The organism is Stenotrophomonas sp. 63632_Sma (assembly GCF_056482875.1).
The window spans coordinates 761,077-786,946 of the sequence record NZ_CM151220.1; the positions used below are offsets into that span (position 1 = coordinate 761,077).

Consider the following 25,870-nt stretch of genomic DNA (forward strand, 5'->3'; position numbering starts at 1 on the left):
CTTGCCCCATCCCTTGCATAGGGGCAATGAAGGGCGCCGGAGCCTGCCGGTTCGGGTTCATCCGGCGGAGGCACCCGCAGAGGGGGTGATCAGGGCCTGGACATGGGCCACGCTGCACTCGGCCAGGGCCTGCAGGTCGTAGCCGCCCTCCAGCATCGAGACCACCCGGCCGGCGGCGTGACGGCGTGCCAGCGCATGCAGTTCACGGGTGATCCAGGCGAAATCGTCGGTCTCCAGCATCAGATCGGCCTGCGGGTCGCGCAGGTGGGCGTCGAAGCCGGCGGAGATCAGCAGCAGCTGCGGACGGAAGTCGTCGATGGCTGGCAGCATCTCGTCGGCCCAGACGTTGCGGAAGCGGAAGCCGCCGCTGCCCGGTGGCAACAGGATGTTCATCAGGTTGCCGGCACCGCGGTCGCGGCGCAGGCCGGAATTGGGGAACAGCCCGGCCTGGTGGGTGCTGTAGTAGGAGACCCGGGCATCGTGCTGGAAGATGTCCTGGGTGCCATTGCCGTGGTGGACGTCGAAATCGACCACCGCGATCCGCTCCAGGCCATGGCGGTCACGGGCATAGGCGGCAGCGATGGCGATGTTGTTCAGCAGGCAGAAGCCCATCGCCGTGCTGCTGGTGGCGTGGTGGCCCGGCGGGCGTACCGCGCAGAAGGCCAGCGGGTCCTCGCCCAGCATCACCGCATCGACCGCGGCCACGCCGGCACCGGCGGCGTGCACGGCGGCGCTGGCCGAGCCGGGCGAGGTCCAGGTGTCCATGTCCAGCTGGCGCAGCGGCGCGGTCTTCGGCTGCAGCACGAAGTCGAGCAGGGCGCTGTCGTGGACCCGGGTCAGTTCGCCGAACTTGGCCGGCGGCGCCTCGCGCCAGTCCAGCTGATCAGGGAAGGCGGCGTGCAGTGCGTCGAGTACGTACTGCAGGCGCTGCGGGCACTCCGGGTGGCCGGGGCCGGGGTCATGCAGCAGGCAGGACGGGTGGGTATAGACCAGCATCGTGCCGACTCAGCGCTGGCGCTGCTGTGGTTGCCACAGCGCTTCGCCGTGGCCATCGGCACGGGCCAGCACCCGGGCCAGCACGAACAGCAGGTCCGACAGCCGGTTGAGATACTGCAGCGCCTCGCTGCGCACGGCCTCGTGGCGGGCCAGGGTGACCGTCTCGCGCTCGGCGCGGCGGACGATGGTGCGGGCCAGATGGCAGCGCGCGGCGGCTTCGCCGCCGGCCGGCAGGATGAATTCCTTCAGCATCGGCAGGTCGGCGTTGTAATGGTCCAGCTGCTGTTCCAGGGCCGAGACGTCGGCGGCGTGGATCGCGGCATGGCCGGGAATGCACAGCTCGGCGCCCAGGTCGAACAACTGGTGCTGCAGATGCACCACCAGCGCGCGCACATCCTCGGGCAGGGGCGCGGCCAGCAGCAGGCCGAGCGCGGCATTGGCCTCGTCGACGGTGCCGTAGGACGCCACGCGGGCGTCATCCTTGGCTACGCGCTGGCCGTCGCCAAGGCCGGTACTGCCGTCGTCGCCGGTGCGGGTGTAGATGCGCGAGAGGCGATGACCCATGGCGCGGCTCAGTGGCGGATGTCGCGGCGGGCCTGCTGGAGCTTCAGCACCTGCTCCACGGCCAGCTGCAGGGCGGCGGCCAGCGCCACATAGATCGCCGTGGTGCGCAGGTAGGGCCCGAACCACTGCGCGTAGTTCTGTGCCCAGCCGGCCAGGGTCGGCTCGGCCACGTTGCGGCTGCTCCAGTAGAAACCGCCCTGTGCCAGCAGGTGGCAGACCGCCACCGAAGCGACCAGCAGCAGTGCGCCCTTGGCCAGTACCGGCCAGCGCGCGCTCTGGTAGTTGCGGCCCAGCAGCATGCCGCCGGCCCACAAAGAGAAGTAGGCCGGCAGCAGCAGCCAGTAGCCCGGCGACACGCAGTAGTGCTGCCAGAAATCCAGACCGCTGCTGCGGATCACGATCCAGTCCACCAGCACCGCGAACACCATCAGCAGCGGGAACGCCCAGCGCGTCCAGCGCGCCAGGTAGAAGCCACCGATGAAGAACACGGCCCAGGAGGCATCCGGAATGGCCGCGAAGTGATTGACCCGGGTCGCCGCCAGCAGCAGTACGAGTACGGACAGGACGAAGGCGCGGTTGGCGGTATCGGACATGGTGGGGGCCCGGAGCGGATTCAGGTTTCATTCTAGCCCGCCGCGCAGGTTGGCGCAGGTGCCGCCCGTTCGGCGTACAGTCGGGGCGAGCGCGTATCATGAACACATGAGTGAACGACATGACGTGCTGATTGTCGGTGGTGGCCTGGTGGGTGCCAGCCTGGCCATTGCCCTGGACCGCCTGGGCCGCGACGTGGGCCTGCTTGAGGCCAGCCCGGCCGGCGAGCTGCCTGCGGTGTTCGACCAGCGCAATCTCAGTTTCGCCGCTGCCACCGTCAATGCGCTGACCGCGCTGGGGGTGATGCAGAAGCTGGCGATGGCACCGGGCCCGATCCGGCGCATCCATGTCAGTCGTGCCGGCGATTTCGGCCGTGTGCAGCTCGAAGCGGCCGATTACGACCGGCCGTGGTTCGGCCAGGTGGTGGTCGCGCGCGATTTCGGCCAGGCGCTGGAAGCGCGCCTGCAGGAACTGCCGCGCCTGCGCCGTTACCGGCCGATGCGGTTCCTGGGGCTGGGTGAGGTGGTCGATGGTTACCGCCAGGTACGGGTGGCTGACGAGGCTGGCGAACGCGTGCTGCTGGCACGGTTGGTGGTGGGGGCCGATGGCACCACCAGCGGCGTGCGTGGCGCGCTGGGCATCGAAGTCGACCGCCATGATTTCCAGCAGACCCTGTTCGTGGCCCGCGTGCGCAGCCAGCGCGCGCCGGATGGCACCGCCTGGGAACGCTTCACCGATACCGGCCCAACCGCCCTGCTGCCGCGTGGCGATCGTCACTTCGGAACCGTGCACGGCGTAGCGCGCGACCAGGTCGATGCGGTGATGGCGTTGGACGATGCGGCCTGGCTGCAACGCCTGCAGAACGCGATCGGCTGGCGTGCCGGCCGCCTGCTTGAATCCGGCCCGCGCAGTGCCTACCCGCTCATCCAGGTGCTGGCGCGCGCGCTGGCCGGTGAGCGCACGGTGCTGCTCGGCAATGCCGCGCAGACCATCCATCCGCTGGGCGCACAGGGCTTCAACCTGGGCCTTCGCGATGCGCTGACCCTGGCCGAACTGCTGGAGGATGCGCATGAGGATGCCGGCAGTGATGCATTGCTGAAGGCCTACGTCGCGCGCCGCGAGGAAGATCGCCGGCAGACGGTGGCGTTCTCCGGTGGGCTGGCACGATTGACCAGCAACCCGGCACCGCTGATGCGGCCGCTGCGCAGCCTCGGCCTGGTGGCCGCACAGCGCGCGTCGGTGCAGTCGATGCTGGTCGGTGGTGCGATGGGCTTCCGTGGTGACGTGCCGCGCCTGTGCCGCGGAGAAGCCGCATGAGCCGGCGCACGCGTCTTGATGTGGCCATCGTTGGTGGTGGCGTGGTCGGTGCCGCGTGTGCGCTGGCGCTGGCCGATGCCGGCCTGTCGGTTGCGCTGGTGGAAGGCCGCGAACCGGCACCGTGGCAGGCCGCACAGCCGGACCTGCGGGTGTTCGCCTTCGCCGCCGACAACGTGCAGCTGTTGAACCGCCTGGGTGTGTGGCCGGCGATCGCGCAGGCCCGCGCCTGGCCTTACCGGCGCATGCAGGTGTGGGATGCGGCCGGTGGCGAGGATCTGTTGTTCGACGCCGATCGCTTCGGCCGTCGTGAGCTGGGCTACATCGTCGAGAACGGCCTGCTGCAGGATCGCCTGTGGGCGGCGCTCCCGGCGGCGGGCGTGCAGCTGCACTGCCCGGCACGGGTGGAGGCGCTGGAACAGGATGATGACGGCGTGCGCCTGCGCCTGGACGACGGTCGTCGCCTGGAAGCGGCGCTGGCGGTGGCGGCCGATGGTGCCGAGTCGACCTTGCGCCAGCTGGCCGGGATCGAGGTTGAAAAGCATGACTACCACCAGCGTGGCGTGGTGGCCTATGTGGACAGCGATCTTCCCAACCAGGCCACCGCATGGCAGCGCTTCCTGCCGACCGGGCCGCTGGCGCTGCTGCCGGTGGCCGAGCGTCGCAGTTCGATCGTCTGGACCCTGCCCGAGGATGAAGCGGCTCGCGTGCTGGCCCTGGACGAGGACGCCTTCAACCGCGAACTGACCCGTGCCTTCGCTGCGCGCCTGGGCGAACTGCGATTGGCGTCACCGCGTGCGGCCTTCCCGCTGCGTCGCCAGCTGGCCCGTCACTACGTGGCTGGCCGCGTGCTGGCGCTGGGTGATGCTGCGCATGTGGTGCATCCGCTGGCCGGGCAAGGCGTGAACCTGGGCCTGCGCGATGTCGCCGCCCTGCAGCAGTGGCTGGCGCCGTCGGCCGAACGCCGCGGCCAGCCGCGGCTGTCGCCGCAGCGCCTGCAGCGCTGGGCACGCGAACGGCGCAGCGACAACCACATCGCCGCCTACAGTTTCGATGCGATCAACCGCCTGTTCTCCAACGACGAAATGCACCTGACCCTGGCCCGCGGCCGCGCGCTGGGCTGTGTCGGCAAGTGGCCGCCGCTGGTGCAGGCGTTCTGGAAGCGCGCCGCCGGGGTCTGATGCAAAAAGGGGACGGAGGGGATTAAGTCGTATGTGCACATACGACTTAATCCCCTCCGTCCCCTTTTTCAATCGACCAGCCAACCAGCCAGGTCGGCACGATCCAGCTTGCCGCGACGCTTCACGTCCAACGCATTGAACTCATCGGCCAGCGCCGGATTGGCCTGCGCTTCCTCGCGGCTGATGAAGCCATCACCGTTCACATCCAGCGCGGCGAAGTGGATGCGGTACTGGCCGACCACGCTGCTCGGTTCCAGCGAACGCACGGTCACCTGTGCCTCGCCGGCTGGCCGTGCAATCTCGACGCTGCCGCTGACCCGGCCGGCATCCAGCGGTTGCTGGCGGATCGCGCCGCCGGTCGGGCCCAGTGGCTGGCTCTGTGCAGGGGTGTGCGGCAGCTGCTGGGCAATGGCCGGTGTGGCTGCCAGCACGGTGATCAGCATGGCGAGCGGGTGGTATCGCATGGTTCCCTTCCTCGGTAGCGCCGGGCCATGCCCGGCGGGCGCGATGGCCTCAGCGCAGCGGCGAGGCCAGCACCGTGATCTCTTCACGGTCGTGATACAGCTGCTTGGCACGTACCACCAGCGGCTTGCCGGCCTGGTCCTGGAACAGGTCCAGGCACAAGCGGGTTTCGTCCCAGCGCTTCTTCATCGGCAGCTTCAGATTGAAGATCGCGTGCCTGCACCAGCCTTCGCGGAACCAGGTGGCCATGCGTTCGGCCACGCGCCGCGGCTGCTCGACCATGTCGCAGACCATCCAGTCCAGCGGCTGTTCCGGGTGCCAGTGGAAGCCATCGGCACGCAGGTGCTCGACCAGGCCGGTGTCCAGCACGTGCTGGCGCAGCGGGCCGTTGTCGATGCTCAGCACGTGCATGTGCTGGCGCGTCAGCACCCAGGTCCAGCCGCCCGGTGCGGCACCCAGGTCGGCCGCGCGCATGCCGGGCCTGGCCAGCGCCTCGCGCTCTTCCGGGGTCAACAGGGTCAGCAGTGCTTCGTCCAGCTTCAGCGCCGAACGCGACGGCGCTTCGGGCAGCAGCTTCAATCGCGGGATGCCCAGTGCCCACGGCGCGCTGTCGGCCGGGTCGGCCACGCAGACGAAGGCGTGGGTGCCGTCGACGAACACCACGTGCAGGCGCGGCAGACGGTCGTTCGGCTTGTCGGTGAGCTTGCCGGCCTTGCGCAGCGCCGGGCGCAGCGCATTGCCGAAGGCACGGGCCAGCCCGGACAGCGGCTTGCCGGCGTCCGAATCGGGATGTTCCACCCACAGGTCGCCGAAGCGCGGCGCATCGGCCAGCACCTCCAGCATCGGGGTGATGCGGTCGGCCGGGTCCAGCTGCGGCAGCTCGGCCAGCACCACCAGCTTCTGCCGTGCGAAGATCAGTTCGCGCCAGCGCAGGCGCGGCGCCAGTGCCGCAGCTTCGTCGCACATGAACAGCACGTAGCCATCATTGCGCTGGGTGCGCGCGTAGCCGGCGAAACCGGCTTCACCGGCGCGGAACTGCAGTTCGCCGGCCAGCTCGGGCTCGAAGCCCTGCCGGCACAGGCACAGCAGGCCGATGCCGGCCTCAGTAACGGGCGCCATCGCTTTCCCCATAGGCACGCAGCACGCTGCGTGCGGCGTCGCGGTTCAGGCCCTGCACCACTTCGATGCCGCGCTTGTTGAGTTCACCCACCCAGTCGGCCGGCAGCGGGCCTTCGTCGAACGGGGTCAGCTCTTCGACGTCGGCCGAGTTGGCACCGATCAGCAGGCGGTCGATGCCGGCCCACACGGTGGCGCCGTAGCACTGGCAGCACGGCTGCGAACTGGTGGCCAGGGTGACCGGCGCCAGCACTGCGTTCAGGCGCGGGGTCTGCAGGCGCTGCTGGGCCAGCATGTAGGCCATGTTCTCGGCGTGCGCCAGCGAGGTCGCGTGCGGCATCACCCGGTTCACGCCGGCGGCGATGACCTTGTCATCCGGGCCGAACACCACCGCACCGAACGGGCCGCCACTGGCGTGCTCGACGTTCAGCCGCGACAGCTCGATCGCCAGCGCGACCTTGGCCTCATCGCCCGGATATCGACGATCCAGGTCGATCTGGTCGTGGATCCAGGCGGGAAGGGTCAGGTGGACTTGCGCGTACAGCATCGCGGGGGTGCCTCGTAATGGGATGGAAGAAGGTGCGGTTGCTTGGGAAACCGGCGCGCAGTGTAGCCGCACCGGCCTGTATCGGGTGTGGCGGTGGGTCAGCCCGGCGAGCCGGTGCGGATCACTACGTACTGCTTGCGGAACTCCAGCCCGGCCTGCGGCCAGCTGGCCGCGTAGGCGCGCAGCAGGGGCAGGGCGGCGGCGAAGTCGTGGCCGTTGACCCGGCAGTCGGCTTCGCACAGGCCGTCGGCATCGCGCGAGGCGAACAGGCGGATGGCGAGGAACTGGCGGGCTTTCAGCAGCTCATCGAAGGCCTCCATGCTGCGGGTGAACAGGCAGCAGGGGCAGGAACCGTGGTCGTCCTCGCTGCAGGTGGAGGCATCCACCTCCTGTGCGCGGTAGTGCGCCAGCGGCCCCAGTACCACGGTGCGCTCGTGTTCCTCGCCATCGTCACCGGCCGGATAGGTCAGGCCCATCATCGGCAGGCCCTGCGCGTCTTCGGCGCCGATCGCGGTCTGCAGCGTCGCCAGGTCCACCCGCACCCAGGTCTGGAAGCCGGACAGCAGCGATGCCTGCTCATCGGCACCGTTGGCGTGCTGGTACTCGAACAGGCCATCGGCGAACAGCAGCGGATGCTGGCTCTCGATGACGGTAGATGTCTGCCAGCCGCCGTTGTCGCGCGCGTGCGCGGCCATCGCATGCGGGGTCAGGTGCAGGCCGCTGTCCAGCAGCAGCGCGCCACCGTCGGCGCGGCTGGCGATGCCGGCGTCCTGCAGGACCTGCTGCAGCAGCGGGAGGAGTGGAGAAGCACTGTCGGTCATAAAGGCAGGTTGGTAAGAGGAATGCCGTCAATGGGCATGGCCTGGTGTCTCAAAAATGCATGAAGTGCCGGTCCAGCCCGAACTAACCAAGGTAGCTTGTTCCGGGAGTCGCTTTGTCTTGCTTGACAAGCTTCACCTTCAGCTCCCAGCCCCCGTCGCACGCTTGTCTGCCGCTGAACAGATAAAGAACCTCACCTGCCGAAGCGTTGTTCCTCATTGTCGCGTTGTCTTCAAGATCTATCTGGCTGACAAAGACCATGGGGTTGTCATCAATGAAGCGCCAGCTGGGTTCACGCACCCAACGAGGTGCTTTGTCCATCGAGAGAAAGTACCTGTCGATCGTTTCGATCATCCACGCTTGGATTGCGCCAGGGACAGAGTCGATCCACTTGATGTCGGGTTTTGGATGTGAAGTCGAGAGATACTCGTCGTATACCTTCTGCATGAAGGGCTCCGACTCGCTTCCTTGTATGCCGACACACTTCTTTCGTTCAGCGATCCCTGAGAACGCGGCGCAGAAAATCATGAAATCGCGATCAACCTTCATGCGTGATTCCTCTCAGCCGACCTGTCAATCGGATTCTCGTAATGTAAGAAGCAACCCCAACCTCACAGCGCGTCGAGTTCGGCGCGATATCGCTGCGCGTCGGGCTGCTGCTGCGGATCGTTGCCGTGGTCGCGCAGCCAGGTTTCCAGCTCGCGGCGATAGTCCGCGCGGAAATCGGCATTGCCCGGGCTGAAGTGCAGCTTGCGCGCCGCCACTTCCACCCGCTCGCGCGCGCTGGCCCGGGCCTGGGCGATGCCGTGCGGCGATTCATTGGTGAGGATGACGAAGTTGCGCGGGAAACCCGACGTGTACTTGACCACGAACGGCTGGTCGCGCGCCGGGATGCGGATCGCGTTCTCCAGCGGCCACAGCGAGGCGGTGTTGGTGTGGAACACCACCTCCACGTCGCGGCCCTCGGCGGTGCGCAGCACCCCTTCGTAGCGCCAGATGTACTGCTCGTTCATCGTCGAACTGGTGCGCTCGGACTTCACGATCACCGCTTCACCAGGCTCGCCCACCACGTTGAGGAAGGCGGCGTTGAGGAAGTGGCCGAGGAAGATGTTGAGCATCGCCAGCGGGAACACCACGATGGCGTAGCCCGGAAAACGCCGCCACCACGAGACCAGCCCGGCCAGCACCATCGCCGAAAAGAACGTCAGCAGCGGATGCTGCGAGATGAACCAGAACAGGACGGAGAGGGCGGTGATCATCGTCGGGGTCATGCGGGCACCGTGCTGGCGCCCGCGCAGGTCCTCAGGCCGACCAGGTGTCGCGCAGGGTCACGCTGCGGTTGAACACCGGCTTGGCTTCGGTGTGGTCGCGGCGGTCGGCCACGAAGTAGCCGATGCGTTCGAACTGGAACGACTGCTCCGGGGCAGCGCTGGCCGCGGCCGGCTCGACATAGCCGGTGACGGTGCGGCGCGATTCCGGATTGAGGTAATCACGATAGGTCTTGCCTTCCGATTCGTCGTCGGGGTTCGGCACCGAGAACAGGCGGTCGTACAGGCGGATCTCGGCCGGCACGCCATGTACGGCGCTGACCCAGTGGATGGTGCCCTTGACCTTGCGGTTGGCGCCTTCCATGCCCGGACGCGATTCCGGATCCAGCCAGCCACGCAGCTCGGTGATGGTGCCGTCGGCATCCTTGATCACTTCATCGCAGCGGATGATGCCGGCACCGCGCAGGCGCACTTCGCCACCCGGGACCAAGCGCTTCCAGCCCTTCGGCGGCACTTCGGCGAAGTCCTCGCGGTCGATCCACACTTCGCGTGCGAACGGCACTTCGCGGCTGCCGAAGCTCTCGTCCTTCGGGTGGTTGCTGAAGGTCAGCTGTTCTTCGTGGCCTTCCGGCAGGTTGGTCAGCACCAGCTTGACCGGGTCGACCACGGCCATGCGGCGCGGCGCGGCGCTGTCCAGGTCTTCGCGCAGCGCGCCTTCCAGCACGCTGAAGTCGATCAGCGAATTCTGCTTGCTGATGCCCACGCGCTCGGCGAACAGGCGCATCGCGGCCGGGGTGTAGCCACGGCGACGCAGGCCCTGCAGGGTCGGCATGCGCGGGTCTTCCCAGCCGTCCACCAGCTGCTCGGTAACCAGCGCCATCAGCTTGCGCTTGCTCATCACCGTGTAATTGATGTTCAGTCGCGAGAACTCGATCTGGCGCGGCTTGGCGGCTTCGCGCGGCAGGCCGGCGTCGACCAGCGGCTGGGTCAGCGTGTCGTCATGGGCGAAATCGACGTTGTCCACGCACCAGTCGTACAGCGGGCGGTGGTCTTCGAATTCCAGCGTGCACAGCGAGTGGGTGATGCCCTCGATCGAGTCGCCCAGCGCGTGCGCGAAGTCGTACATCGGGTAGATCGGCCACGCGTTGCCGGTGTTCTGGTGCTCGACATGCTTGATGCGGTACAGCGCCGGATCGCGCAGGTTGATGTTGCCGCTGGCCATGTCGATCTTCGCGCGCAGGGTGCGCGCGCCATCCGGGAATTCACCGGCGCGCATGCGGCGGAACAGGTCGAGGTTTTCCTCGACGCTGCGGTCGCGCCACGGCGACGGGCGGCCCGGCTCGGTCAGGGTGCCGCGGTAGGCGCGCACTTCCTCGGCCGACAGGTCGCAGACATAGGCCTTGCCCTGTTCGATCAGCTTCTCGGCGGCCAGGTAGTAGGTCTGGAAATAGTCCGAGGCGTGGCGCAGTTCGTTCCAGCTGAAGCCCAGCCAGCGCACGTCGTCCTGGATCGCGGCCACGTATTCCGGGTCTTCCTTGGCCGGGTTGGTGTCATCGAAGCGCAGGTTGCAGACGCCGCTGAACTCGCCGGCGATGCCGAAGTTCAGGCAGATCGACTTGGCATGGCCGATGTGCAGGTAGCCGTTCGGTTCCGGCGGGAAACGGGTCTTGATCGCCTGGTGCTTTCCGCTGGCCAGGTCCTCGCGCACGATCTGGCGGATGAAATCGCGCTTTTCGTGGCTGTCGGCGGGGGTCTCGGGGCTGGCGGGGGTGTGCTCGGACATGAGTCGGCGAAAAGAAAGGCAGAAAGACCAACAGTCTAGCGCGTACCGGGCAGGGCTGCCCGGTGGGGCGTGGGGATGCCGGCCAGCGGCCGGCACTACCAACCCCTCTTCCGGTAGCGCCGGCCGCCTACTCTACGGAATGTGGATCGCCGTGCAATTGGGTAGTGCCGGCCGCTGGCCGGCAGAACGGTCATGCGCCGTCACCACCACCATTCAGCCCCCGGGCGTATGCTGGAATCCTGTCCCACGGAGCTGCCGCATGCACATCGTGTACAAGGCCGACAACCTGTTCGACGCCCACCTGGTCAAGCACGCGCTGGAGGATGCCGGCATCCCGGCCTTCGTGTTCGGCGAGTCGTTGCTGGGTGGCATGGGCGAGCTGCCACTGTTCGGCGTGCTGCGGGTGGGCATCCCTGATGCGGCACGGCCGCAGGCCGAGGACATCGTGGCGGCGCTGGACTTGGGCCACGCGCCGGACGCCCCCATTTCCGATGCAGACGACATAGCCGGCCTTCCGGCGTAGGAGCGCATCATGTTGGGAATTGGCCAGGGCATCCTCGGAATCGGCGCCTTCAAGCAGCGCCTGCCGCGCCCGGAAGAAGCACTGCCGGGGCGTGACCAACCGCTGCCGCTGCACAGCAACCAGCACTTCGTGAACAGCCATCCGCTGAAGGACCGTTTCGCCGGCCTGCAGCAGATCCGCTTCGCGCTGGGCTGCTTCTGGGGCGCCGAGCGCAAGTTCTGGACCGAACCGGGCGTGTACAGCACATCGGTGGGCTATGCCGGCGGCATCACCCCGAACCCGACCTATGAAGAGGTGTGCTCGGGCCTGACCGGCCACACCGAAGTGGTGCAGGTGGTGTTCGACCCGGCGGTGGTGAGCCTGGAGCGGCTTCTGCAGCTGTTCTGGGAAAGCCACGACCCGACCCAGGGCATGCGCCAGGGCAACGACACCGGCACCCAGTACCGTTCGGTGATCCACGCCACCGACGAGGCGCAGTACGCCGCCGCGCTGGCCAGCCGCGAGGCCTACCAGGCGCAGCTGGATGCGGCCGGCTACGGCCCGATCACCACCGAGATCGTGTACCCGGCACCGGCGTACTACTACGCCGAGGACTATCACCAGCAGTACCTGGCGAAGAACCCGAACGGTTACTGCGGCATCGGCGGCACCGGGGTGAGCTGCCCGATCGGATTGGATGTGGAGGCGCCGCGCTGACGCGCGGTGGTCCGCCTGCGGCGGGCAGAAGCTGAAAGCAACTGCCAAAGCCAAAGCCAAAGCCAAAGCGGCTCTGGGTTGCTGATGGTTTGGCGGGACGGGGGCGGCTGGCAGGACACGCCGTAAACCCATCCATGGCGCCAACGGTCCTGCCAGCCGCCCCCGTCCCACCTTCGAAAGTTTCCCGGTGACGGTGGGAAAGAGCATTGGGTTACTGACGAACTGTTGGAAAACAAACTGTTGGAAAACAAAAAGGACGCGGCCTTCGCCGCGTCCTTTTTGTTTGATCCTGCATTGCTCCGTAGAGTCGAGCTTGCTCGACTGCGAGCAAGCGAAGCGCGCGACCCGCTTTGCTCTTCTTTCTTTCATCCGTGGCGGGCGGCCACCGGAAACTGTCAGAGGGCGGGCGGGTTGGGTTCGCGGGAGTGTCCGCGGCATGGATGCCGCGGCCAAGCCTCCAGGGACGGATTCACGGCGTCTCCCGCGAACCCAACCCGCCCGACCCAGCGCGGCTTTCGCTCTTGCTTCAACGCGACCAAGCCCCCGCCACGAGGGGCTCAGCCGTTGGCCGGAATCACAGTTCCGAACGAATGCGCTCGCGCAGTGCTTCCAGATCCTTGGCAAACGCATCGATACCGGTCGCCAGCTTCTCGGTCGCCATCGGATCGGCCGCCAGATCCGCCGCGAACTTCGCCGCGTCGATCGGGGTCACGGGCACGCCATCCGCCGCACCGGCCACCAGCTTGCGCGGCAGCTCGCCGTGGTCGGCGTCCAACTTCTCCAGCAGGTCCGGCGAAATCGTCAGGCGGTCGCAACCGGCCAGCGCTTCGATCTGCGCGGTCGAACGGAACGAGGCGCCCATCACCACCGTCGGCGAACCGCGGCGCTTGAATTCGGCATACACGCCGCGCACGAACTTCACGCCCGGGTCTTCATCGATGTTGGCCGGGGTCTGGCCGTTGGCCACGTACCAGTCCAGGATGCGGCCGACGAACGGCGAGATCAGGAACGCGCCGGCTTCGCTGCAGGCCAGCGCCTGGGTCGGGTTGAAGATCAGGGTCAGGTTGCAGTCGATGCCCTCGGCCTGCAGGATGCGCGCGGCTTCCACGCCTTCCCAGGTCGCGGCGATCTTGATCAGGATCTTCTCGCGCGGCACGCCGGCATCGGCGTACATCTGGATGAACTGGCGGGCCTTGGCTACGGTGGCAGCGGTGTCGTGGGCCTGGTCGGCATCCACTTCGGTGGACACGCGGCCCGGCACCAGCGTGCTCAGCAGCGCGCCGACGCCGATGGTCAGGCGGTCGGCCACGGCGTGCACCACGGCTTCGCGGTCGCCACTCTGCTGGCGGCCCCAGGCCAGTTCGCGTTCGATCAGCTCGGCGTAGACCGGCAGGTCCAGCGCCTTCTTCACCAGGGTCGGGTTGGTGGTGCAGTCCACCGGCTGCAGGCGCTTGATCGCCTCGTAGTCACCGGTATCGGCAACGACCACGGACAGTTCGCGCAGCTGGGACAGTTTGGACGGGGTACTCATTACGGCTCCTGGTGCAGGGGGATCGAATCGCGCGCGGTGCGCAGCGGTAATCAGGGGCGGTCGTTGTGGACCGCGGTCACGCGCAGGCGCAGCTTGCGGCCGCCGGGCGCGTTCCAGTCGATGCTCTGGCCGATCGAAAGGCCGAGCAGGGCACTGCCGACCGGGGCCAGCACGGAAACCTTGCCTTCATCGACGTTGGCTTCGCGGGGGAAGACCAGGGTCAGGACGTGCTTCTCGCCCGACACTTCATCTTCGCACTCCACGCGCGAATGCATCATGACGATGCCTTCGGGAATCTGGTCCGGTGCCAGCACGGTGGCACGGTTGAGTTCTTCAGCAAGCGCGAGCGCGGCAGGCGTCTGGCTCAGCGCAGGGGATTCGAGCATGGCGTCCAGGCGGTCCATGTCGAAGGTGGAAACGGTGATCGACGGCGGCAGGCCGCTGGCGGTACTCATGGTGAAGCTCCTTGGTTGAAAGCCATGCAAAAGGCGGCACCTGCTGGCGCCGCCTGTCTGTATTGTGGGGACAAATGCGACCGGAATCGACTCCTGCCGATTCCAGGCCGGTGCTGCGGGGGTTCAGCCGTTCAGCGCGGGGCCGGGCAGGGCGGTCGTGTCGCCGGCGGCGTTGACCGCTTCCAGGGTGAACAGCGCCTGCGGCAGGCGCTTGAACTGATCGGCCAGCTCCATCAGGAAGTCGTTCATGGCCGAGCTGCGGCGCCAGATCATCGCGATGCGGCGGCTGGGGCGTCCTTCGCCGGTGAAGTCGAGCAGGCGGATGTTGTTCGAGCGCGGCACCGGCGGCTGCACCGACAGGCTTGGCAGCAGGGTGATGCCGACGTCGGCGGCGACCATCTGCCGCAGGGTTTCCAGGCTGGTGGCGCGGAACTCGGACTTCTCGTTGGCACCGAACAGGCGGCAGACTTCCAGTGCCTGGTCGCGCAGGCAATGGCCATCTTCCAGCAGCAGCAGCTTCTGCGTGGCCAGCTCCTGCACGTCCAGGTGTTCGCGACGGGCCAGCGGGTGGCGCCCGGATACGGCCAGCAGGAAGGGTTCCTCGAACAGAAACTCGGCATGCAGTTGGTCGTCGATCACCGGCAGGGCCAGCAGTGCAGCGTCGAGCTTGCCTTCGCGCAGGCGGTCCAGCAGCACATCGCTCTTTTCCTCGACCAGCAGCAGTTCCAGCTCCGGGAAGCGATCGCGGATGCGCGGAATCACATGCGGCAGCAGGTACGGGCCCAGGGTCGGGAAGATCCCCAGGCGCACCGTACCGGCTTCCGGATCGCGACTGCGACGTGCCGCTTCCTTCAGCTGTTCCACTTCGGACACGATCACCCGTGCCCGTGCTGCTGCTTCCTGGCCGGCCGGGGTCAGCATCACCTTGCGCGGTGCACGTTCCACCAGCGGCAGGCCCAGCTCTTCTTCCAGCTTGCGGATCTGCGTGGACAGCGTCGGCTGGCTGACGAAGCAGGAGGCGGCAGCCCGGCCGAAATGCTTGTGGTCGGCCAGGGCTACCAGGTACTTCAGATCACGTAGGTTCATCCTTACACCCCAGGGGTAACGGACCGGCTGACGGCATGGTTACCCGACAGGCAGACAATGTTCCCGGTGATCTGGGAACGATGGATCAGGCAGCTTCAGCAACGGCACCGCTGCTGCTGCTCACCGACGAGCGGATCAGGTGGTCGAACGCGCTCAGTGCGGCGGTCGAACCGGCGCCCATGGCAATGATGATCTGCTTGTAGGGTACCGTCGTGCAATCGCCAGCAGCGAACACGCCCGGCAGGTTGGTCTGGCCGCGGTCATCGATGACGACCTCGCCACGCGGCGACAGCGCCACGGTGTCCTTCAGCCACTCGGTGTTGGGCAGCAGGCCGATCTGCACGAAGATGCCTTCCAGCTCGACGCGGTGGGCGTCGCCGCCGACGCGGTCCTTGTAGACCAGGCCGGTGACACGGCTGCCGTCACCCAGCACTTCGGTGGTCTGTGCGCTGGTCAGCACGGTGACATTGGCCAGGCTGCGCAGTTTCTTCTGCAGCACTTCGTCGGCGCGCAGGCTGGAATCGAACTCCAGCAGGGTTACATGCGACACGATGCCAGCCAGATCGATGGCCGCCTCCACGCCGGAGTTGCCGCCGCCGATCACCGCCACGCGCTTGCCCTTGAACAGCGGGCCATCGCAGTGCGGGCAATAGGCCACGCCCTTGTTGCGGTACTGGTCTTCGCCCGGCACGTTCATCTGCCGCCAGCGCGCGCCGGTGGACAGGATCACCGAACGCGACTTCAGCACCGCGCCGTTCTCCAGCTGCACCTGCACCAGGCCGTCTTCGCCAGCCGGCACCAGCGCGCTGGCGCGCTGCAGGTTCATGATGTCCACCTCGTACTCGCGCACGTGCTGTTCCAGCGCCGTGGCCAGCTTCGGGCCTTCGGTCTCCTTCACCGAAATGAAGTTCTCGATCGCCATGGTGTCCAGCACCTGGCCACCGAAACGCTCGGCGGCGATACCGGTGCGGATGCCCTTGCGTGCGGCATAGATCGCCGCTGCCGCGCCAGCCGGGCCACCGCCCACCACCAGCACGTCGAAGGCATCCTTGGTGGCGATCTTCTCGGCATCGCGCTTGCTGGCGTTGGTGTCCAGCTTGGCGACGATCTGCTCGAGGGTCATGCGACCCTGGTCGAAGACTTCACCGTTGAGGTACACGGTCGGCACCGACATGATCTCGCGCTGCTCGACTTCGTCCTGGAACAGGGCACCGTCGATGGCCACGTGCTGGATGCGCGGGTTGAGTACCGCGGCCAGGTTCAGTGCCTGCACCACGTCCGGGCAGTTCTGGCAGGACAGCGAGAAGTAGGTTTCGAACTTGTATTCACCTTCCAGGTTCTGCACCTGCTCGATCAGCTCGGCGGTGGCCTTGGACGGGTGGCCGCCGACCTGCAGCAGCGCCAGCACCAGCGAGGTGAACTCGTGGCCCATCGGCAGGCCGGCGAAGGTCAGGTGGATATCCTGGCCCGGGGTGCCCAGGTCGAAGGACGGCACGCGGCCCTGGCCATCGCGCAGCACCTGCAGCGAGATCTTGTCCGACAGGCTGTCCAGGGTCTGCAGCAGTTCCAGCATTTCCTGCGACTTGGCGCCGTCGTCGGCGTGCGCGGTGATCTGGATCGGGCGGGTCACGCGCTCCAGATAGGTCTTCAGCTGCGACTGCAGGTTGGCGTCCAACATCGGGTCATCTCCTGGCTTCAGGCAAACAGGGGGCGTGGCACCGCTGTAGAAGGTAGCGGACCAGCAGGGGGTAGGGGTGAACCCAAGACAGCGACCGTGGAAGGGGCTGGCTGGCCAAGGCGGGCGAGCGTTGGCTGTCTTGGGTTCACCCCCACGCCGGTGGGGGGACCGGCACGGGGATGAAAGGCGCGCCGTGGCGTGGGGCCACGGCAGGCCGGTACCGCTTTAGATCTTGCCGACCAGGTCCAGCGACGGGGTCAGGGTCTTCTCGCCTTCCTTCCACTTGGCCGGGCACACCTGGTTCGGGTTGGCGGCGGTGAACTGGGCAGCCTTCAGCTTGCGCAGGGTTTCGGAGACGTCACGGGCGATCTCGTTGGAGTGGATCTCCAGGGTCTTGATCACGCCTTCCGGGTTGATGATGAAGGTGCCGCGCAGGGCCAGGCCTTCTTCCGGAATGTGCACGCCGAAGGCGTTGGTCAGCTGGTGGGTCGGGTCGCCAACCAGCGGGAACTGGGCCTTGCCGACGGCCGGCGAGGTTTCGTGCCACACCTTGTGCGAGAAGTGGGTATCGGTGGTGACGATGTAGACCTCGGCGCCGGCCTTCTTGAACTCGGCGTAATGGTCAGCGGCGTCTTCGATCTCGGTCGGGCAGTTGAAGGTGAAGGCGGCCGGCATGAAGATCAGGACCGACCACTGGCCCTTCAGGGTGCTGTCGGAAACCTTGATGAACTCGCCATTCAGGTAAGCATTGGCTTCGAACGGCTGGATCTGGGTGTTGATCAGGGACATCGTTTTTCCTCTGGGTGAAGGGGAGTGGGTGAATCGACAGGACCTAGAGTACCGACTCGCTATCGATAAGAACAATCCATTGATTGCATCTATTTGATAGATGTAGTCTATCAAAATGCACTGAGCAGGCACTGAACCCGGACGCTTTCATCCTGCAACTGCCTGTGTGACAAGGAAAATCTTCCGGAACGGCTGAATAGGGCCAATAGTCCCTCCTTATCCCCTCGGGCAGAACCTGAACGGATTGCAGCCTTTTGTAGGGTCGAGCCATGCTCGACTGCGGACCTGTGGATGTGTAGCTCGACTGCGGCAGAAGCAGCCGAGCATGGGCTCCGCTCTACAATTGCGGCATGTTTTCCCAAACCGAACCCTCCCTGCGCCAGATCGTGGCCGAGGCCAGTGCCCGCCTCGGCGGCGTCGAGGCCCGCCACGAGGCCGAACTGCTGCTGCTGCATGTGCTGGAGCGCCCGCGCAGCTGGCTGTTCGCGCATGCCACCGATCCGCTGGCCGCCGCCGACCTGGCCGCCTTCGAAGCGTTGCTGGCCCGCCGCGTGGCCGGTGAGCCGGTGGCCTACCTGACCGGCCGCCGCGGTTTCTGGACGCTGGACCTGGAGGTCGACCCGGCCACGCTGATCCCGCGTCCGGAAACCGAGCTGCTGGTCGAGCTGGCGCTGGAGCGGCTGCCGCCAGACCAATCGCTGCAGCTGGCTGACCTGGGCACCGGCAGCGGTGCGATTGCACTTGCACTGGCCACCGAACGGCCCCAAGCGCAGGTGCTGGCTACCGATGCCAGCCCGGGCGCGCTGGCCGTGGCCGCGCGCAATGCTGCGCGCCATGAACTGCGCAACGTCCGCTTCGCCGAGGGCGGGCACGACTGGTATGCGCCACTGCAGGGTGCACGCTTCGACCTGATTGCCAGCAACCCGCCATACATCGCCAGCGATGATCCGCACCTGGCACAGGGCGACCTGCGTTTTGAACCGGCCACCGCGCTGGCCTCCGGCGTGGACGGGCTGGATGACATCCGCCGCATCGTCGACGGTGGCCAGGCCCATCTGCTGCCCGGCGGTTGGCTGCTGATCGAGCACGGTTGGGACCAGGGCGCGGCGATCCGCGCACTGTTCGACGCGGCGGGTTTTGCGGAAGTACAGACCGTGCAGGACCTGGAGCAGCGCGACCGCATCACCCTGGGCCGGCGTCCGGCCTAGAATGGAGGTTCTCCTGCCCCGGCAGGGCATCACCCTGGAGCTGCAAGCATGCGTACGCTGTACCCCGCCATCACCCCCTACGACGTCGGCACCCTGAAGGTCGACGACCGCCACACGCTGTACTTCGAACAGTGCGGCAACCCGGACGGCAAGCCGGTGGTGATGCTGCACGGTGGCCCGGGCGGCGGCTGCAGCGACAAGATGCGCCAGTTCCACGACCCGTCCAAGTACCGCATCATCCTGTTCGACCAGCGCGGTGCCGGCCGTTCCACCCCGCACGCGGACCTGGTGGACAACACCACCTGGGACCTCGTCGCCGATATCGAGAAGCTGCGCGAGCACCTCAAGGTTGATCGCTGGCAGGTGTTCGGCGGCAGCTGGGGTTCGACCCTGGCACTGGCCTATGCCGAAACCCACCCGCAGCGCGTGACCGAACTGGTCCTGCGCGGCATCTTCATGCTGCGTCGCTGGGAACTGGAATGGTTCTACCAGGAAGGCGCCAACCGCTTGTTCCCGGATGCGTGGGAGCACTACCTCAAGCCGATTCCGTCGGTGGAGCGTCATGACCTGATCTCGGCCTTCCACCGCCGCCTGACCAGCGAAGACGAAACCACCCGCCTGGAAGCGGCCAAAGCCTGGGCGGTGTGGGAAGGCGCGACCAGCTTCCTGCACGTCGACGACGACTTCATCAACAGCCACGAAGACCCGCACTTCGCGCTGGCCTTTGCCCGCATCGAGAACCATTACTTCGTCAACGGCGGCTTCTTCGAGGTGGAAGACCAGCTGCTGCGCGACGCGCACCGCATCGCTGACATTCCCGGCGTGATCGTGCACGGCCGCTACGACGTGGTCTGCCCGCTGGCCAACGCCTGGGACCTGACCAAGGTGTGGCCGAAGGCGAAGCTGGAAATTACGCCGGCTTCGGGGCACTCGGCGTTCGAAGCCGAAAACGTGGACGCGCTGGTGCGCGCCACCGATAGCTTCGCCTGATCGGTAACGCCGGGCCATGCCCGGCGCTACCGGCCCTCATCCACGCATGGCGTGGATCTACCGCAGCCTGGTAGTGCCGGCCGCTGGCAAACCTGAGACGGTTGGATTGCTGGAGACGCCGGCCAGCGGCCGGCGCTACCACTGCCCGGCCAGCAACGCGTCGGCCAGTACCTGCAGCTTTGGCGAGCATTGCCGCGAGGGCGGATAGATCAGTGACAGTGCGCGGCTGCGGCCTTCGAACGGCTGCAGCACGCGCTGCAGGCGGCCATCGGCCAAGGCGTCGGCCACGGCGAAATCCATCACCTGCACGATGCCGATACCGGCGATGGCCGCTTCCACCAGCGGATCGCCGCTGTCGAACACAATCCGCGTCGGCGGCGTGAACTCGCGCAGTTGCCCGTCCTGCAGGAACTGCCAGTCCACCAGCCGGCCACTGCGCAGGTTGCGCACCGCCAGGCAGGCATGATCCTGCAGCGCGGACACATCGTCCGGTGCGCCGCAACGGGCCAGATAGGCGGGGCTGGCCACCGTCACCCAGCGCAGCGGTCGCAATGGCCGCGCGACGATGCGCTGGTCGGCGATGACGCCGGTGCGCAGCGCGGCATCGAAGCCTTCCTCGACCAGATCGACCAGACGGTCGCTGAGCACCGCTTCCACCTGCAGCTGCGGATGCTGCTGCAGCAACGGCGCCAGCATCGGCACCAGCACCTTGCGCCCGAACATCGACGGCGCACTGATCTTCAATGTGCCCGAGGGCGTGCACGGGCGGTCGGCCAGTTGCCGTTCGGCATCGTCCAGGCCGGTCAGCAGTGGTGCCACCTGTTCCACGAACTGGCGGCCATCCGGGGTCAGCGCCACGTTGCGGGTGTTCCGCTGCAGCAGCTTCACCCCCAGCGACACTTCCAGCCGCCCGATCGCGCGCGACAGGCCGGACTGGCTCAGGCCCAGCTGGCCGGCGGCCACGGTGAAACTGCGCGCTTCGGCCACCTGCACCAGCATGCGCACCGCATTGAGGTCCATCGAGGCTCCATTCATGCCGAAAATCATGACAGATATGGTCGGGGAGGGGTTTATTGATTGGCTCGCATCAATGAGACTGCGCTCCCCCACCGCGCCAGACCGCCGATGCCTCCCCTCAAATATCCGCGCTGGGCGCTGACCCTGCTGGCCACCGCCCAGCTGATCATTGCCCTGGATGCCACCATCATCTTCGTTGCCCTGCATGACATGGGCCGCGCGCTGCAGATCAACGCGCAGCAGCTGCAATGGGTGGTCAGTGCCTACACCGTGGCGTTCGGCGGCAGCCTGTTGCTGGGTGGCCGTGCCGCCGACCTGATCGGCCGCCGCCGCTTCTACCGGCTGGGCATGCTGCTGTTCGCGCTGGCCTCGCTGCTCGGCGCGCTGGCGCCGAACGCCACGCTGTTGATCATCGCGCGCGCCGCACAAGGCGTCGGGGCGGCGCTGCTGTTCCCGGCCACGCTGGCGCTGATCAACACGCTGTACGCCGAAGGCCCGGTACGCAATCGTGCGCTGGCGATCTGGAGCATGGCCAGTGCGGTGGGCCTGGCGCTGGGCACGCTGCTCGGCGGCGTGCTGACCCAGGCGTTCGGCTGGCCGGCGGTGCTGGCGGTGATCGTGCCGCTGGCCACGGCGTGCGCGGTCGCGGCCGGTACATGGCTGCCGTCCGATGGTCCACGCGTGCAGGGCCGTTCCTTCGATCTGGCCGGTTGTCTCACTGTCACCGCCGGCGGCAGCCTGTTGGTCACCACCCTGGTGCAAGGGCCGGAGTGGGGCTGGACGGCGCCGGCTACGCTCATCTGCCTGCTGCTTTCAGCCGTACTGTTGACGGTGTTCGTACAGATCGAAAAGCGCAGCCGTGACCCGCTGATGCAGTTTTCGCTGTTGCGCCTGCCCGGCCTCCGCGCCGCGCTGGGTCTGACCTTCGCTTTCATGAGCAGCTATGGCGTGCAGTACTACTTCCTGGCGCTCTACTTCCAGGATGGCTATGGCTGGAGCCCGCTGCAGGCCGGTATGGCCTTCCTGCTGCCGACATTGGTGTGCACCTTCGGCATCCGGATTGCCGAACGCATGCTGCGGCGCCGTTCGCCACGGCAGGTGCTGGCCTGGGGCTTCGCCGCAGGTGCCGTCGGCATCGCCGCGGTGGCGCTGGCGATGCCGCATGGCGGCAGCTACTGGCCGCTGTTGCCGGGCATCGTGGTGCTCAGCGTTGGCCAGGGCATGAGCTGGACGGCGATGTGGATCGTGGCCGGGCAGGGCGTGCCGGGTCCGCAGCAAGGCGTCGCGTCCGGCATGGCGGCCACCGCCCAGCAGATCGGCGGCGCCTTGGGATTGGCGGTACTGGTGATGGTCGCCAACGCCGCGCGCGGCACGCAGGCGGCAACCAGCCCTGATGCGTTGCAGGGCATGGTCAATGCACAGTACGGCGCCGCGCTGTTCGCCGCGCTCGGCGTGGTGATCGCGCTGGGCCTGCGCCCGGCGCCGGTAGACTCGGCAGCGACTGCCTGCCTGAGCACCGACGCATGATCGAACTGTTGGACCTGCAACAGACCCTGCATGCCTTCGCTGTCTGCAACGATGACGATGAGGTGTGGAACGCCTTCGGCTGGGTGATGGCCAGCAACGAGGACCTGCTGGCTGCGCGGTTGTGGTTGCCGTCATCCAGTGATGAAGCGCTGGATGACGACGGCGAGCGATCGGCCGCTTCGGCAGCGATGGGGCTGTTCCCGTATCTTGAACCGGCCACGTTTGCCGACGTGCTGGATGTGCAGAAGCGGCAACGCCCGCTGTCGTCGCTGCAGGACTACGCGCAGGCACTGGCGTACTACGCCGAGTACGACGCGTTCCAGCAGGTCGAGGGTATCGACGAGGCCCTGGGCGAAGCGGGTGCTGAGGAACAAGCGGAGGCGCGCGAGGCAGGGGTGGGCGCAGGCATCTTCGCTTCGTTCGATCTGTGCCTGGTGGCGTGCCCGGCAGACCAGCTGAAGGCCGCAGCGCAGCGCGTGGCGCGCCTGCTGGAGATGCCGGTGGGCGAGGCGCTGGCACGCTGCCGTGCGTTGCCGCTGGTGCTGGGTGAAGCGCTGGATCGTCGCCGCGCGCAGGCGATCAAGGATGATTTCGAAGCGATCGGTGCGACCGTGCAGGTGCACGGGTTCAAGCCGTTCCCGTGGATGGATGCGCCCGTATTGCGGTAGTAGCCGCTGGCCGGCAACCTCAGGTTCGTTGGATCATTGCAGTTGCCGGCCAGCGGCCGGCACTACCAAGCCTGGGTAAATCACCCGGCGGCCAGCAACTGCGGCTGCAGCGCGCTGAAGATCCGCGCCAGCCGCTCCGCCCATGCCTGCTGCCCGGCGGCATCGGCGATCAGGTCCTGGCGGATCTCCAGTTCCACGTGCACCAGCCCGCGGCCTTCGCCATGCACCGGCACCGCGTAGTCGCTGGTGCTGCTGACTGAATAGGGTTCGTTGTCACCCACCACCAGGTCGCCTTCGTCGCGCAGTGCCTGCAGCAGTGCATGCGCAAAGCGCGTGTCCTGGTGGTACAGCACGCCGGCATGCCACGGCCGCTGCGTGCCGTTCATCGCTGGCGTGAAGCTGTGCATCATCACCAGCAGGGTGGGGCGGCCGGCATCGCGGCGTGCATCCAGTTCCGCGTCGATGCGCGCGTGGTAGGGCGCGTGGATCGCATCGATGCGCTGTTGGCGCTGTGCCGCCGACAGCCCGGCATTGCCCGGGACCACGGTGTGGTCGCTCACTTCCGGAATCAGCGTCGGCGAGGCCAGTGGGCGGTTGCAGTCTATCAGCAGCCGCGAATAGGTCTGTTCGATCGCCCAGGCGTCCAGCCGTTCGGCCAGTGCGCGGGTGGTGCCGGCAATGCCGATGTCCCAGCCGATGTGGCGGTCCAGTTCGGCCTGTGGCAAGCCCAGGCCGGCGAGAGCGCGCGGCACCTGCTGGCCGGCGTGGTCGGCCAGCAGCAGGTACGGCGAAGCGCCCTGCGGCCGGTGAAGGGTGTAGATCGCCGGGTCGTCGGCGCCGAGCAGCGCCGGCAGCGCATGCAGATCGGCGTCAGCCACGCGGGCGCCCGTCCAGGTGGTGCTCGATCATCCACAGGCCGGCCCACAGCTTGGCATCCAGCTCGTAGCCTTCGCCCATCTTCTGCACCAGCCAGGCCGCGGCCTCACTGCGTGGAATCTCGTGCACGGTGATGTCCTCGCTGTCATCGCCGCCACCTTCGCCGATCCGGCGCAGGCCGGTAGCGCGTACGAAGGCGATCTTCTCGCTGCTGGCGCCGGACGACGTCGGGCCGATCATCAGCACTTCGGCGTGATCGGCGGTCCAGCCGGTTTCTTCTTCCAGTTCGCGCACGGCCGAGACTTCAATCGATTCGCCGGCGTGGATGTCGCCGACCAGGCCGGCCGGCATCTCGATGGTGGGTGCCTGCAGCGGCACGCGGAACTGCTCGACGAACAGCACCTTGTCCTCCGGGGTGACGGCAATAATGATCGCGGCCAGGCCACCGGCGTGGGTACGTTCGCTGTATTCCCAGGTGCCGCGCACCAGCATGCGCTGGTACTTGCCTTCATAGACGACACGCGGGGCTTCGGTGTTGCGCTGGCTCATGCGGGCTCGCTGGAATTGGAAAAGGATGGAGTGGGAACGGGGTCGGCCACACCGGCGGCATCGAACAGCCGGCGGCGGGTCATCGGGCCGAAGCGCAGGGTCTGGCACAGGCCGCCGAGCAGCTCCGGGTCGGCCGCCTGGCGCAGCAGACCGGGTTGGCTGCCTTCCAGCGGCGCGTCCAGCGCGATGGTGGTCAGCTGGCGCCAGAGCTGGGCGTGCTCGCGCTGTTCGCGCAGGCGCACCGCCATCTGTGCCGCGCCGCGCAGGCGCAGGAACGGCACTTCGTCCAGGCGTTCGTACAGCGCATCCATGCTGCCGAAGTGGGCCAGCAGCACGGCGGCGGACTTGCTGCCGACACCACTGACACCGGGAATGTTGTCCACCGCATCGCCGCACAGTGCCAGGTAATCGGCGATCTGGTGCGCGTGCACGCCGTGCCGCGCCTTCACTCCGGCTACGTCCCAACGCTGGTTGCGTGCGTAGTCCCACTGCTCGTCGTGATCCAGCAGCAGCTGCGACAGGTCCTTGTCGGCGGAGATGATCACCCCGCGGTGGCTGCCACGGTGCACGTGCAGGGCGCTGCCGATCAGGTCATCGGCTTCGTATTCGTGGTGGGCAAGCACCGCAAGGCCCAACGCCGCGCACAGCGCCTTGCAGTGTACGAACTGGCGCTTGAGCGCTTCCGGCGCCGGGTCCCGATTGGCCTTGTAGGCAGGGTACAGGCGATGGCGGAAGCCGCTGTCGAGCGCTTCGTCGAAGGCGATGGCGATGTGCTGGGGGCGCTCGCGCTCCAGCAGGTCCAGCAGGAAGCGGGCGAAGCCGTGCACGGCGTTGGTCGGCCAGCCCTGCGCGTCCTGGAACTGGTCTGGCAGCGAATGCCAGGCGCGGAACACGTAGATGCTGGCATCAACCAGGTACAGCGACGGCGGCGGAGCCGGCAGGGTCATGCCGGTGGCGTCCAGTCGCGCAGCAGGGCCGCCGGATCGGGGCGCTCGCGTTCGGGTACATCGGCCTTGGGCGTGCCAATGTGGATGAAGCCGGCGATGCCTTCGCCTTCGGCCAGGCCCAGATGTGCCTGCACGACCGGGTCGAAGGCCATCCATGCAGTCAGCCACTGCGCGCCGAAGCCCAGCGCCTGCGCGGCCTGCAGCAGGGCGAAGCAGACGCAGCCGGCGGTCATCAGCTGTTCCTGCTCGGGCACCTTCGGGTCTGGCCGCGGGCTGGCCACCACCACGATCACCAGCGGCGCATGGCTGAAACGCTGGCGGTCCTTCTCGATTACTGCCTCGCCCGCATGCGGGTCGCGCTGGCGGCTGCGCTCGGCCAGGAAGTCGCCCAGAGTGTGACGTGCATCGCCGGCGATCTTCAGGAAGCGGAACGGTACGCGCTTGCCGTGGTCGGGCACGCGCACGGCCGAGGCCAGCATGCGCTGCAGGGTGGCTGGATCCGGTCCGGGCTCGCCCAGTTGCCGCGAGGGCACCGAGCGGCGGGCATCCAGGGCAAGCAGGGCAGCGGGGTCGGGCATGGAGTCTGAACCGGTCATCACGGGTGTTTGATTATAGTCGGGGTGGTCAATGACGCCGTCTGTGTCGCGTCCCGCCCCTGAATATCAAACTGTGATGAACATCATGCCACT

The 25,870-nt window shown here is 67.2% G+C and carries 28 protein-coding genes; 8 read left to right on the forward strand and 20 right to left on the reverse strand.

The window, feature by feature from the left end; genetic code table 11:
- Nucleotides 1-57: 57 nt before the first annotated feature.
- Genes ACZK45_RS03410 through ACZK45_RS03420 form a run of 3 tightly spaced genes read right to left on the reverse strand, consistent with a single transcriptional unit; the run spans nt 58 to nt 2,153 of the window.
- Nucleotides 58-996, reverse strand: a complete 939-nt coding sequence (locus tag ACZK45_RS03410) for a histone deacetylase family protein (RefSeq protein WP_478445449.1) — start codon at nt 994-996, stop codon at nt 58-60.
- A gap of 9 nt (nt 997-1,005) precedes the next feature.
- The gene (locus ACZK45_RS03415; protein WP_049460916.1) at nt 1,006-1,560 is read right to left on the reverse strand and encodes a cob(I)yrinic acid a,c-diamide adenosyltransferase; all 555 of its coding nucleotides are present in this window, start codon (nt 1,558-1,560) and stop codon (nt 1,006-1,008) included.
- Between the two features lie 8 nt (nt 1,561-1,568).
- The gene (locus ACZK45_RS03420) at nt 1,569-2,153 is read right to left on the reverse strand and encodes a hypothetical protein (RefSeq protein ID WP_019338105.1); all 585 of its coding nucleotides are present in this window, start codon (nt 2,151-2,153) and stop codon (nt 1,569-1,571) included.
- 106 nt (nt 2,154-2,259) lie between these two features.
- Between ACZK45_RS03420 and ubiH the strand changes: the two genes are divergently transcribed.
- Complete coding sequence (gene ubiH / locus ACZK45_RS03425) at nt 2,260-3,468, forward strand: 2-octaprenyl-6-methoxyphenyl hydroxylase (protein WP_125895687.1); 1,209 nt, start codon at nt 2,260-2,262, stop codon at nt 3,466-3,468.
- Nucleotides 3,465-4,646, forward strand: a complete 1,182-nt coding sequence (locus ACZK45_RS03430) for a UbiH/UbiF family hydroxylase (protein ID WP_121504906.1) — start codon at nt 3,465-3,467, stop codon at nt 4,644-4,646. Before ubiH ends, ACZK45_RS03430 begins: the two co-directional genes overlap by 4 nt.
- Before the next feature lie 68 nt (nt 4,647-4,714).
- Here ACZK45_RS03430 and ACZK45_RS03435 read toward each other — a convergent pair whose 3' ends face one another.
- From ACZK45_RS03435 to ACZK45_RS03465, 7 genes are all read right to left on the reverse strand, one after another.
- On the reverse strand, nt 4,715-5,110 hold the full coding sequence (locus tag ACZK45_RS03435) for an EF-hand domain-containing protein (protein WP_478445450.1): 396 nt from the start codon (nt 5,108-5,110) through the stop codon (nt 4,715-4,717).
- 49 nt (nt 5,111-5,159) lie between these two features.
- The gene (rlmM, locus tag ACZK45_RS03440) at nt 5,160-6,227 is read right to left on the reverse strand and encodes a 23S rRNA (cytidine(2498)-2'-O)-methyltransferase RlmM (RefSeq protein WP_253145635.1); all 1,068 of its coding nucleotides are present in this window, start codon (nt 6,225-6,227) and stop codon (nt 5,160-5,162) included.
- Nucleotides 6,211-6,771, reverse strand: coding sequence for a nucleoside deaminase (locus ACZK45_RS03445; protein WP_049398147.1), 561 nt, complete (start codon nt 6,769-6,771; stop codon nt 6,211-6,213). Before ACZK45_RS03445 ends, rlmM begins: the two co-directional genes overlap by 17 nt.
- A 98-nt stretch (nt 6,772-6,869) precedes the next feature.
- Nucleotides 6,870-7,592, reverse strand: coding sequence for a DUF6348 family protein (locus ACZK45_RS03450; RefSeq protein ID WP_478445451.1), 723 nt, complete (start codon nt 7,590-7,592; stop codon nt 6,870-6,872).
- An 82-nt stretch (nt 7,593-7,674) separates the two neighbouring features.
- Entirely contained in the window at nt 7,675-8,139 is a 465-nt protein-coding gene (locus ACZK45_RS03455; protein ID WP_478445452.1) for a hypothetical protein, read from the reverse strand.
- A 62-nt stretch (nt 8,140-8,201) separates the two neighbouring features.
- Nucleotides 8,202-8,849, reverse strand: coding sequence for a hypothetical protein (locus ACZK45_RS03460; RefSeq protein ID WP_478445867.1), 648 nt, complete (start codon nt 8,847-8,849; stop codon nt 8,202-8,204).
- Nucleotides 8,850-8,892: 43 nt separating this feature from the next.
- Nucleotides 8,893-10,641, reverse strand: a complete 1,749-nt coding sequence (locus ACZK45_RS03465; RefSeq protein WP_478445453.1) for a glutamine--tRNA ligase/YqeY domain fusion protein — start codon at nt 10,639-10,641, stop codon at nt 8,893-8,895.
- A 259-nt stretch (nt 10,642-10,900) separates the two neighbouring features.
- Between ACZK45_RS03465 and ACZK45_RS03470 the strand changes: the two genes are divergently transcribed.
- On the forward strand, nt 10,901-11,164 hold the full coding sequence (locus tag ACZK45_RS03470) for a putative signal transducing protein (RefSeq protein ID WP_010481810.1): 264 nt from the start codon (nt 10,901-10,903) through the stop codon (nt 11,162-11,164).
- A gap of 30 nt (nt 11,165-11,194) precedes the next feature.
- A complete protein-coding gene (msrA, locus tag ACZK45_RS03475) occupies nt 11,195-11,860 on the forward strand; it encodes a peptide-methionine (S)-S-oxide reductase MsrA (protein ID WP_346486856.1) in 666 nt (221 codons plus the stop codon).
- A 574-nt stretch (nt 11,861-12,434) separates the two neighbouring features.
- On the opposite strand, the gene ACZK45_RS03480 is transcribed toward msrA, so the two are convergent.
- The 5 genes from ACZK45_RS03480 to ahpC form a co-directional block, all read right to left on the reverse strand.
- A complete protein-coding gene (locus ACZK45_RS03480; protein WP_478445454.1) occupies nt 12,435-13,391 on the reverse strand; it encodes a transaldolase in 957 nt (318 codons plus the stop codon).
- 50 nt (nt 13,392-13,441) lie between these two features.
- On the reverse strand, nt 13,442-13,846 hold the full coding sequence (rnk, locus tag ACZK45_RS03485) for a nucleoside diphosphate kinase regulator (protein ID WP_005408156.1): 405 nt from the start codon (nt 13,844-13,846) through the stop codon (nt 13,442-13,444).
- A gap of 123 nt (nt 13,847-13,969) precedes the next feature.
- Nucleotides 13,970-14,932, reverse strand: a complete 963-nt coding sequence (locus ACZK45_RS03490; RefSeq protein WP_032129919.1) for a LysR substrate-binding domain-containing protein — start codon at nt 14,930-14,932, stop codon at nt 13,970-13,972.
- Nucleotides 14,933-15,017: 85 nt separating this feature from the next.
- On the reverse strand, nt 15,018-16,610 hold the full coding sequence (gene ahpF / locus ACZK45_RS03495; RefSeq protein ID WP_478445455.1) for an alkyl hydroperoxide reductase subunit F: 1,593 nt from the start codon (nt 16,608-16,610) through the stop codon (nt 15,018-15,020).
- A 225-nt stretch (nt 16,611-16,835) separates the two neighbouring features.
- A complete protein-coding gene (gene ahpC / locus ACZK45_RS03500) occupies nt 16,836-17,399 on the reverse strand; it encodes an alkyl hydroperoxide reductase subunit C (protein WP_004144811.1) in 564 nt (187 codons plus the stop codon).
- A 350-nt stretch (nt 17,400-17,749) separates the two neighbouring features.
- Between ahpC and prmC the strand changes: the two genes are divergently transcribed.
- Nucleotides 17,750-18,607, forward strand: coding sequence for a peptide chain release factor N(5)-glutamine methyltransferase (gene prmC, locus ACZK45_RS03505; protein ID WP_125895502.1), 858 nt, complete (start codon nt 17,750-17,752; stop codon nt 18,605-18,607).
- 48 nt (nt 18,608-18,655) lie between these two features.
- Nucleotides 18,656-19,597, forward strand: a complete 942-nt coding sequence (gene pip, locus ACZK45_RS03510; RefSeq protein WP_032130095.1) for a prolyl aminopeptidase — start codon at nt 18,656-18,658, stop codon at nt 19,595-19,597.
- A 135-nt stretch (nt 19,598-19,732) separates the two neighbouring features.
- Here pip and ACZK45_RS03515 read toward each other — a convergent pair whose 3' ends face one another.
- Nucleotides 19,733-20,617, reverse strand: coding sequence for a LysR family transcriptional regulator (locus tag ACZK45_RS03515; protein ID WP_346487224.1), 885 nt, complete (start codon nt 20,615-20,617; stop codon nt 19,733-19,735).
- Nucleotides 20,618-20,722: 105 nt separating this feature from the next.
- Here ACZK45_RS03515 and ACZK45_RS03520 point away from each other — a divergent pair, with 105 nt between their 5' ends.
- Both ACZK45_RS03520 and ACZK45_RS03525 read left to right on the forward strand, forming a co-directional pair.
- On the forward strand, nt 20,723-22,141 hold the full coding sequence (locus ACZK45_RS03520) for an MFS transporter (protein WP_478445456.1): 1,419 nt from the start codon (nt 20,723-20,725) through the stop codon (nt 22,139-22,141).
- Nucleotides 22,138-22,809 (forward strand): DUF7716 domain-containing protein, encoded by a 672-nt coding sequence (locus ACZK45_RS03525; protein ID WP_478445457.1) that lies wholly within the window; start codon nt 22,138-22,140, stop codon nt 22,807-22,809. The genes ACZK45_RS03520 and ACZK45_RS03525 overlap by 4 nt, the downstream gene beginning before the upstream one ends.
- Before the next feature lie 80 nt (nt 22,810-22,889).
- On the opposite strand, the gene ACZK45_RS03530 is transcribed toward ACZK45_RS03525, so the two are convergent.
- From ACZK45_RS03530 to ACZK45_RS03545, 4 genes are read right to left on the reverse strand one after another with little or no spacing between them, the layout of a single operon-like run.
- Nucleotides 22,890-23,687: an N-formylglutamate amidohydrolase gene (locus tag ACZK45_RS03530; RefSeq protein WP_478445458.1), complete on the reverse strand. Its 798-nt coding sequence runs from the start codon at nt 23,685-23,687 to the stop codon at nt 22,890-22,892.
- Entirely contained in the window at nt 23,680-24,234 is a 555-nt protein-coding gene (locus tag ACZK45_RS03535) for an NUDIX hydrolase (RefSeq protein WP_010481791.1), read from the reverse strand. The genes ACZK45_RS03530 and ACZK45_RS03535 overlap by 8 nt, the downstream gene beginning before the upstream one ends.
- Nucleotides 24,231-25,181: a 5'-3' exonuclease gene (locus ACZK45_RS03540; protein ID WP_478445459.1), complete on the reverse strand. Its 951-nt coding sequence runs from the start codon at nt 25,179-25,181 to the stop codon at nt 24,231-24,233. The genes ACZK45_RS03535 and ACZK45_RS03540 overlap by 4 nt, the downstream gene beginning before the upstream one ends.
- Nucleotides 25,178-25,759: a nitroreductase family protein gene (locus tag ACZK45_RS03545; RefSeq protein ID WP_478445460.1), complete on the reverse strand. Its 582-nt coding sequence runs from the start codon at nt 25,757-25,759 to the stop codon at nt 25,178-25,180. Before ACZK45_RS03545 ends, ACZK45_RS03540 begins: the two co-directional genes overlap by 4 nt.
- Between the last annotated feature and the right edge of the window lie 111 nt (nt 25,760-25,870).

What these genes read in the sequence shown, in the direction of transcription:
- ACZK45_RS03410 (WP_478445449.1), bottom strand. Translation starts at nt 996, where the DNA reads ATGCTGGTCTATACCCACCCGTCCTGCCTGCTGCATGACCCCGGCCCC.
- ACZK45_RS03415 (WP_049460916.1), bottom strand. Translation starts at nt 1,560, where the DNA reads ATGGGTCATCGCCTCTCGCGCATCTACACCCGCACCGGCGACGACGGC.
- ACZK45_RS03420 (WP_019338105.1), bottom strand. Translation starts at nt 2,153, where the DNA reads ATGTCCGATACCGCCAACCGCGCCTTCGTCCTGTCCGTACTCGTACTG.
- ubiH (WP_125895687.1), top strand. Translation starts at nt 2,260, where the DNA reads ATGAGTGAACGACATGACGTGCTGATTGTCGGTGGTGGCCTGGTGGGT.
- ACZK45_RS03430 (WP_121504906.1), top strand. Translation starts at nt 3,465, where the DNA reads ATGAGCCGGCGCACGCGTCTTGATGTGGCCATCGTTGGTGGTGGCGTG.
- ACZK45_RS03435 (WP_478445450.1), bottom strand. Translation starts at nt 5,110, where the DNA reads ATGCGATACCACCCGCTCGCCATGCTGATCACCGTGCTGGCAGCCACA.
- rlmM (WP_253145635.1), bottom strand. Translation starts at nt 6,227, where the DNA reads ATGGCGCCCGTTACTGAGGCCGGCATCGGCCTGCTGTGCCTGTGCCGG.
- ACZK45_RS03445 (WP_049398147.1), bottom strand. Translation starts at nt 6,771, where the DNA reads ATGCTGTACGCGCAAGTCCACCTGACCCTTCCCGCCTGGATCCACGAC.
- ACZK45_RS03450 (WP_478445451.1), bottom strand. Translation starts at nt 7,592, where the DNA reads ATGACCGACAGTGCTTCTCCACTCCTCCCGCTGCTGCAGCAGGTCCTG.
- ACZK45_RS03455 (WP_478445452.1), bottom strand. Translation starts at nt 8,139, where the DNA reads ATGAAGGTTGATCGCGATTTCATGATTTTCTGCGCCGCGTTCTCAGGG.
- ACZK45_RS03460 (WP_478445867.1), bottom strand. Translation starts at nt 8,849, where the DNA reads ATGATCACCGCCCTCTCCGTCCTGTTCTGGTTCATCTCGCAGCATCCG.
- ACZK45_RS03465 (WP_478445453.1), bottom strand. Translation starts at nt 10,641, where the DNA reads ATGTCCGAGCACACCCCCGCCAGCCCCGAGACCCCCGCCGACAGCCAC.
- ACZK45_RS03470 (WP_010481810.1), top strand. Translation starts at nt 10,901, where the DNA reads ATGCACATCGTGTACAAGGCCGACAACCTGTTCGACGCCCACCTGGTC.
- ACZK45_RS03480 (WP_478445454.1), bottom strand. Translation starts at nt 13,391, where the DNA reads ATGAGTACCCCGTCCAAACTGTCCCAGCTGCGCGAACTGTCCGTGGTC.
- rnk (WP_005408156.1), bottom strand. Translation starts at nt 13,846, where the DNA reads ATGAGTACCGCCAGCGGCCTGCCGCCGTCGATCACCGTTTCCACCTTC.
- ACZK45_RS03490 (WP_032129919.1), bottom strand. Translation starts at nt 14,932, where the DNA reads ATGAACCTACGTGATCTGAAGTACCTGGTAGCCCTGGCCGACCACAAG.
- ahpF (WP_478445455.1), bottom strand. Translation starts at nt 16,610, where the DNA reads ATGTTGGACGCCAACCTGCAGTCGCAGCTGAAGACCTATCTGGAGCGC.
- ahpC (WP_004144811.1), bottom strand. Translation starts at nt 17,399, where the DNA reads ATGTCCCTGATCAACACCCAGATCCAGCCGTTCGAAGCCAATGCTTAC.
- prmC (WP_125895502.1), top strand. Translation starts at nt 17,750, where the DNA reads ATGTTTTCCCAAACCGAACCCTCCCTGCGCCAGATCGTGGCCGAGGCC.
- pip (WP_032130095.1), top strand. Translation starts at nt 18,656, where the DNA reads ATGCGTACGCTGTACCCCGCCATCACCCCCTACGACGTCGGCACCCTG.
- ACZK45_RS03515 (WP_346487224.1), bottom strand. Translation starts at nt 20,617, where the DNA reads ATGGACCTCAATGCGGTGCGCATGCTGGTGCAGGTGGCCGAAGCGCGC.
- ACZK45_RS03520 (WP_478445456.1), top strand. Translation starts at nt 20,723, where the DNA reads ATGCCTCCCCTCAAATATCCGCGCTGGGCGCTGACCCTGCTGGCCACC.
- ACZK45_RS03525 (WP_478445457.1), top strand. Translation starts at nt 22,138, where the DNA reads ATGATCGAACTGTTGGACCTGCAACAGACCCTGCATGCCTTCGCTGTC.
- ACZK45_RS03535 (WP_010481791.1), bottom strand. Translation starts at nt 24,234, where the DNA reads ATGAGCCAGCGCAACACCGAAGCCCCGCGTGTCGTCTATGAAGGCAAG.
- ACZK45_RS03540 (WP_478445459.1), bottom strand. Translation starts at nt 25,181, where the DNA reads ATGACCCTGCCGGCTCCGCCGCCGTCGCTGTACCTGGTTGATGCCAGC.
- ACZK45_RS03545 (WP_478445460.1), bottom strand. Translation starts at nt 25,759, where the DNA reads ATGCCCGACCCCGCTGCCCTGCTTGCCCTGGATGCCCGCCGCTCGGTG.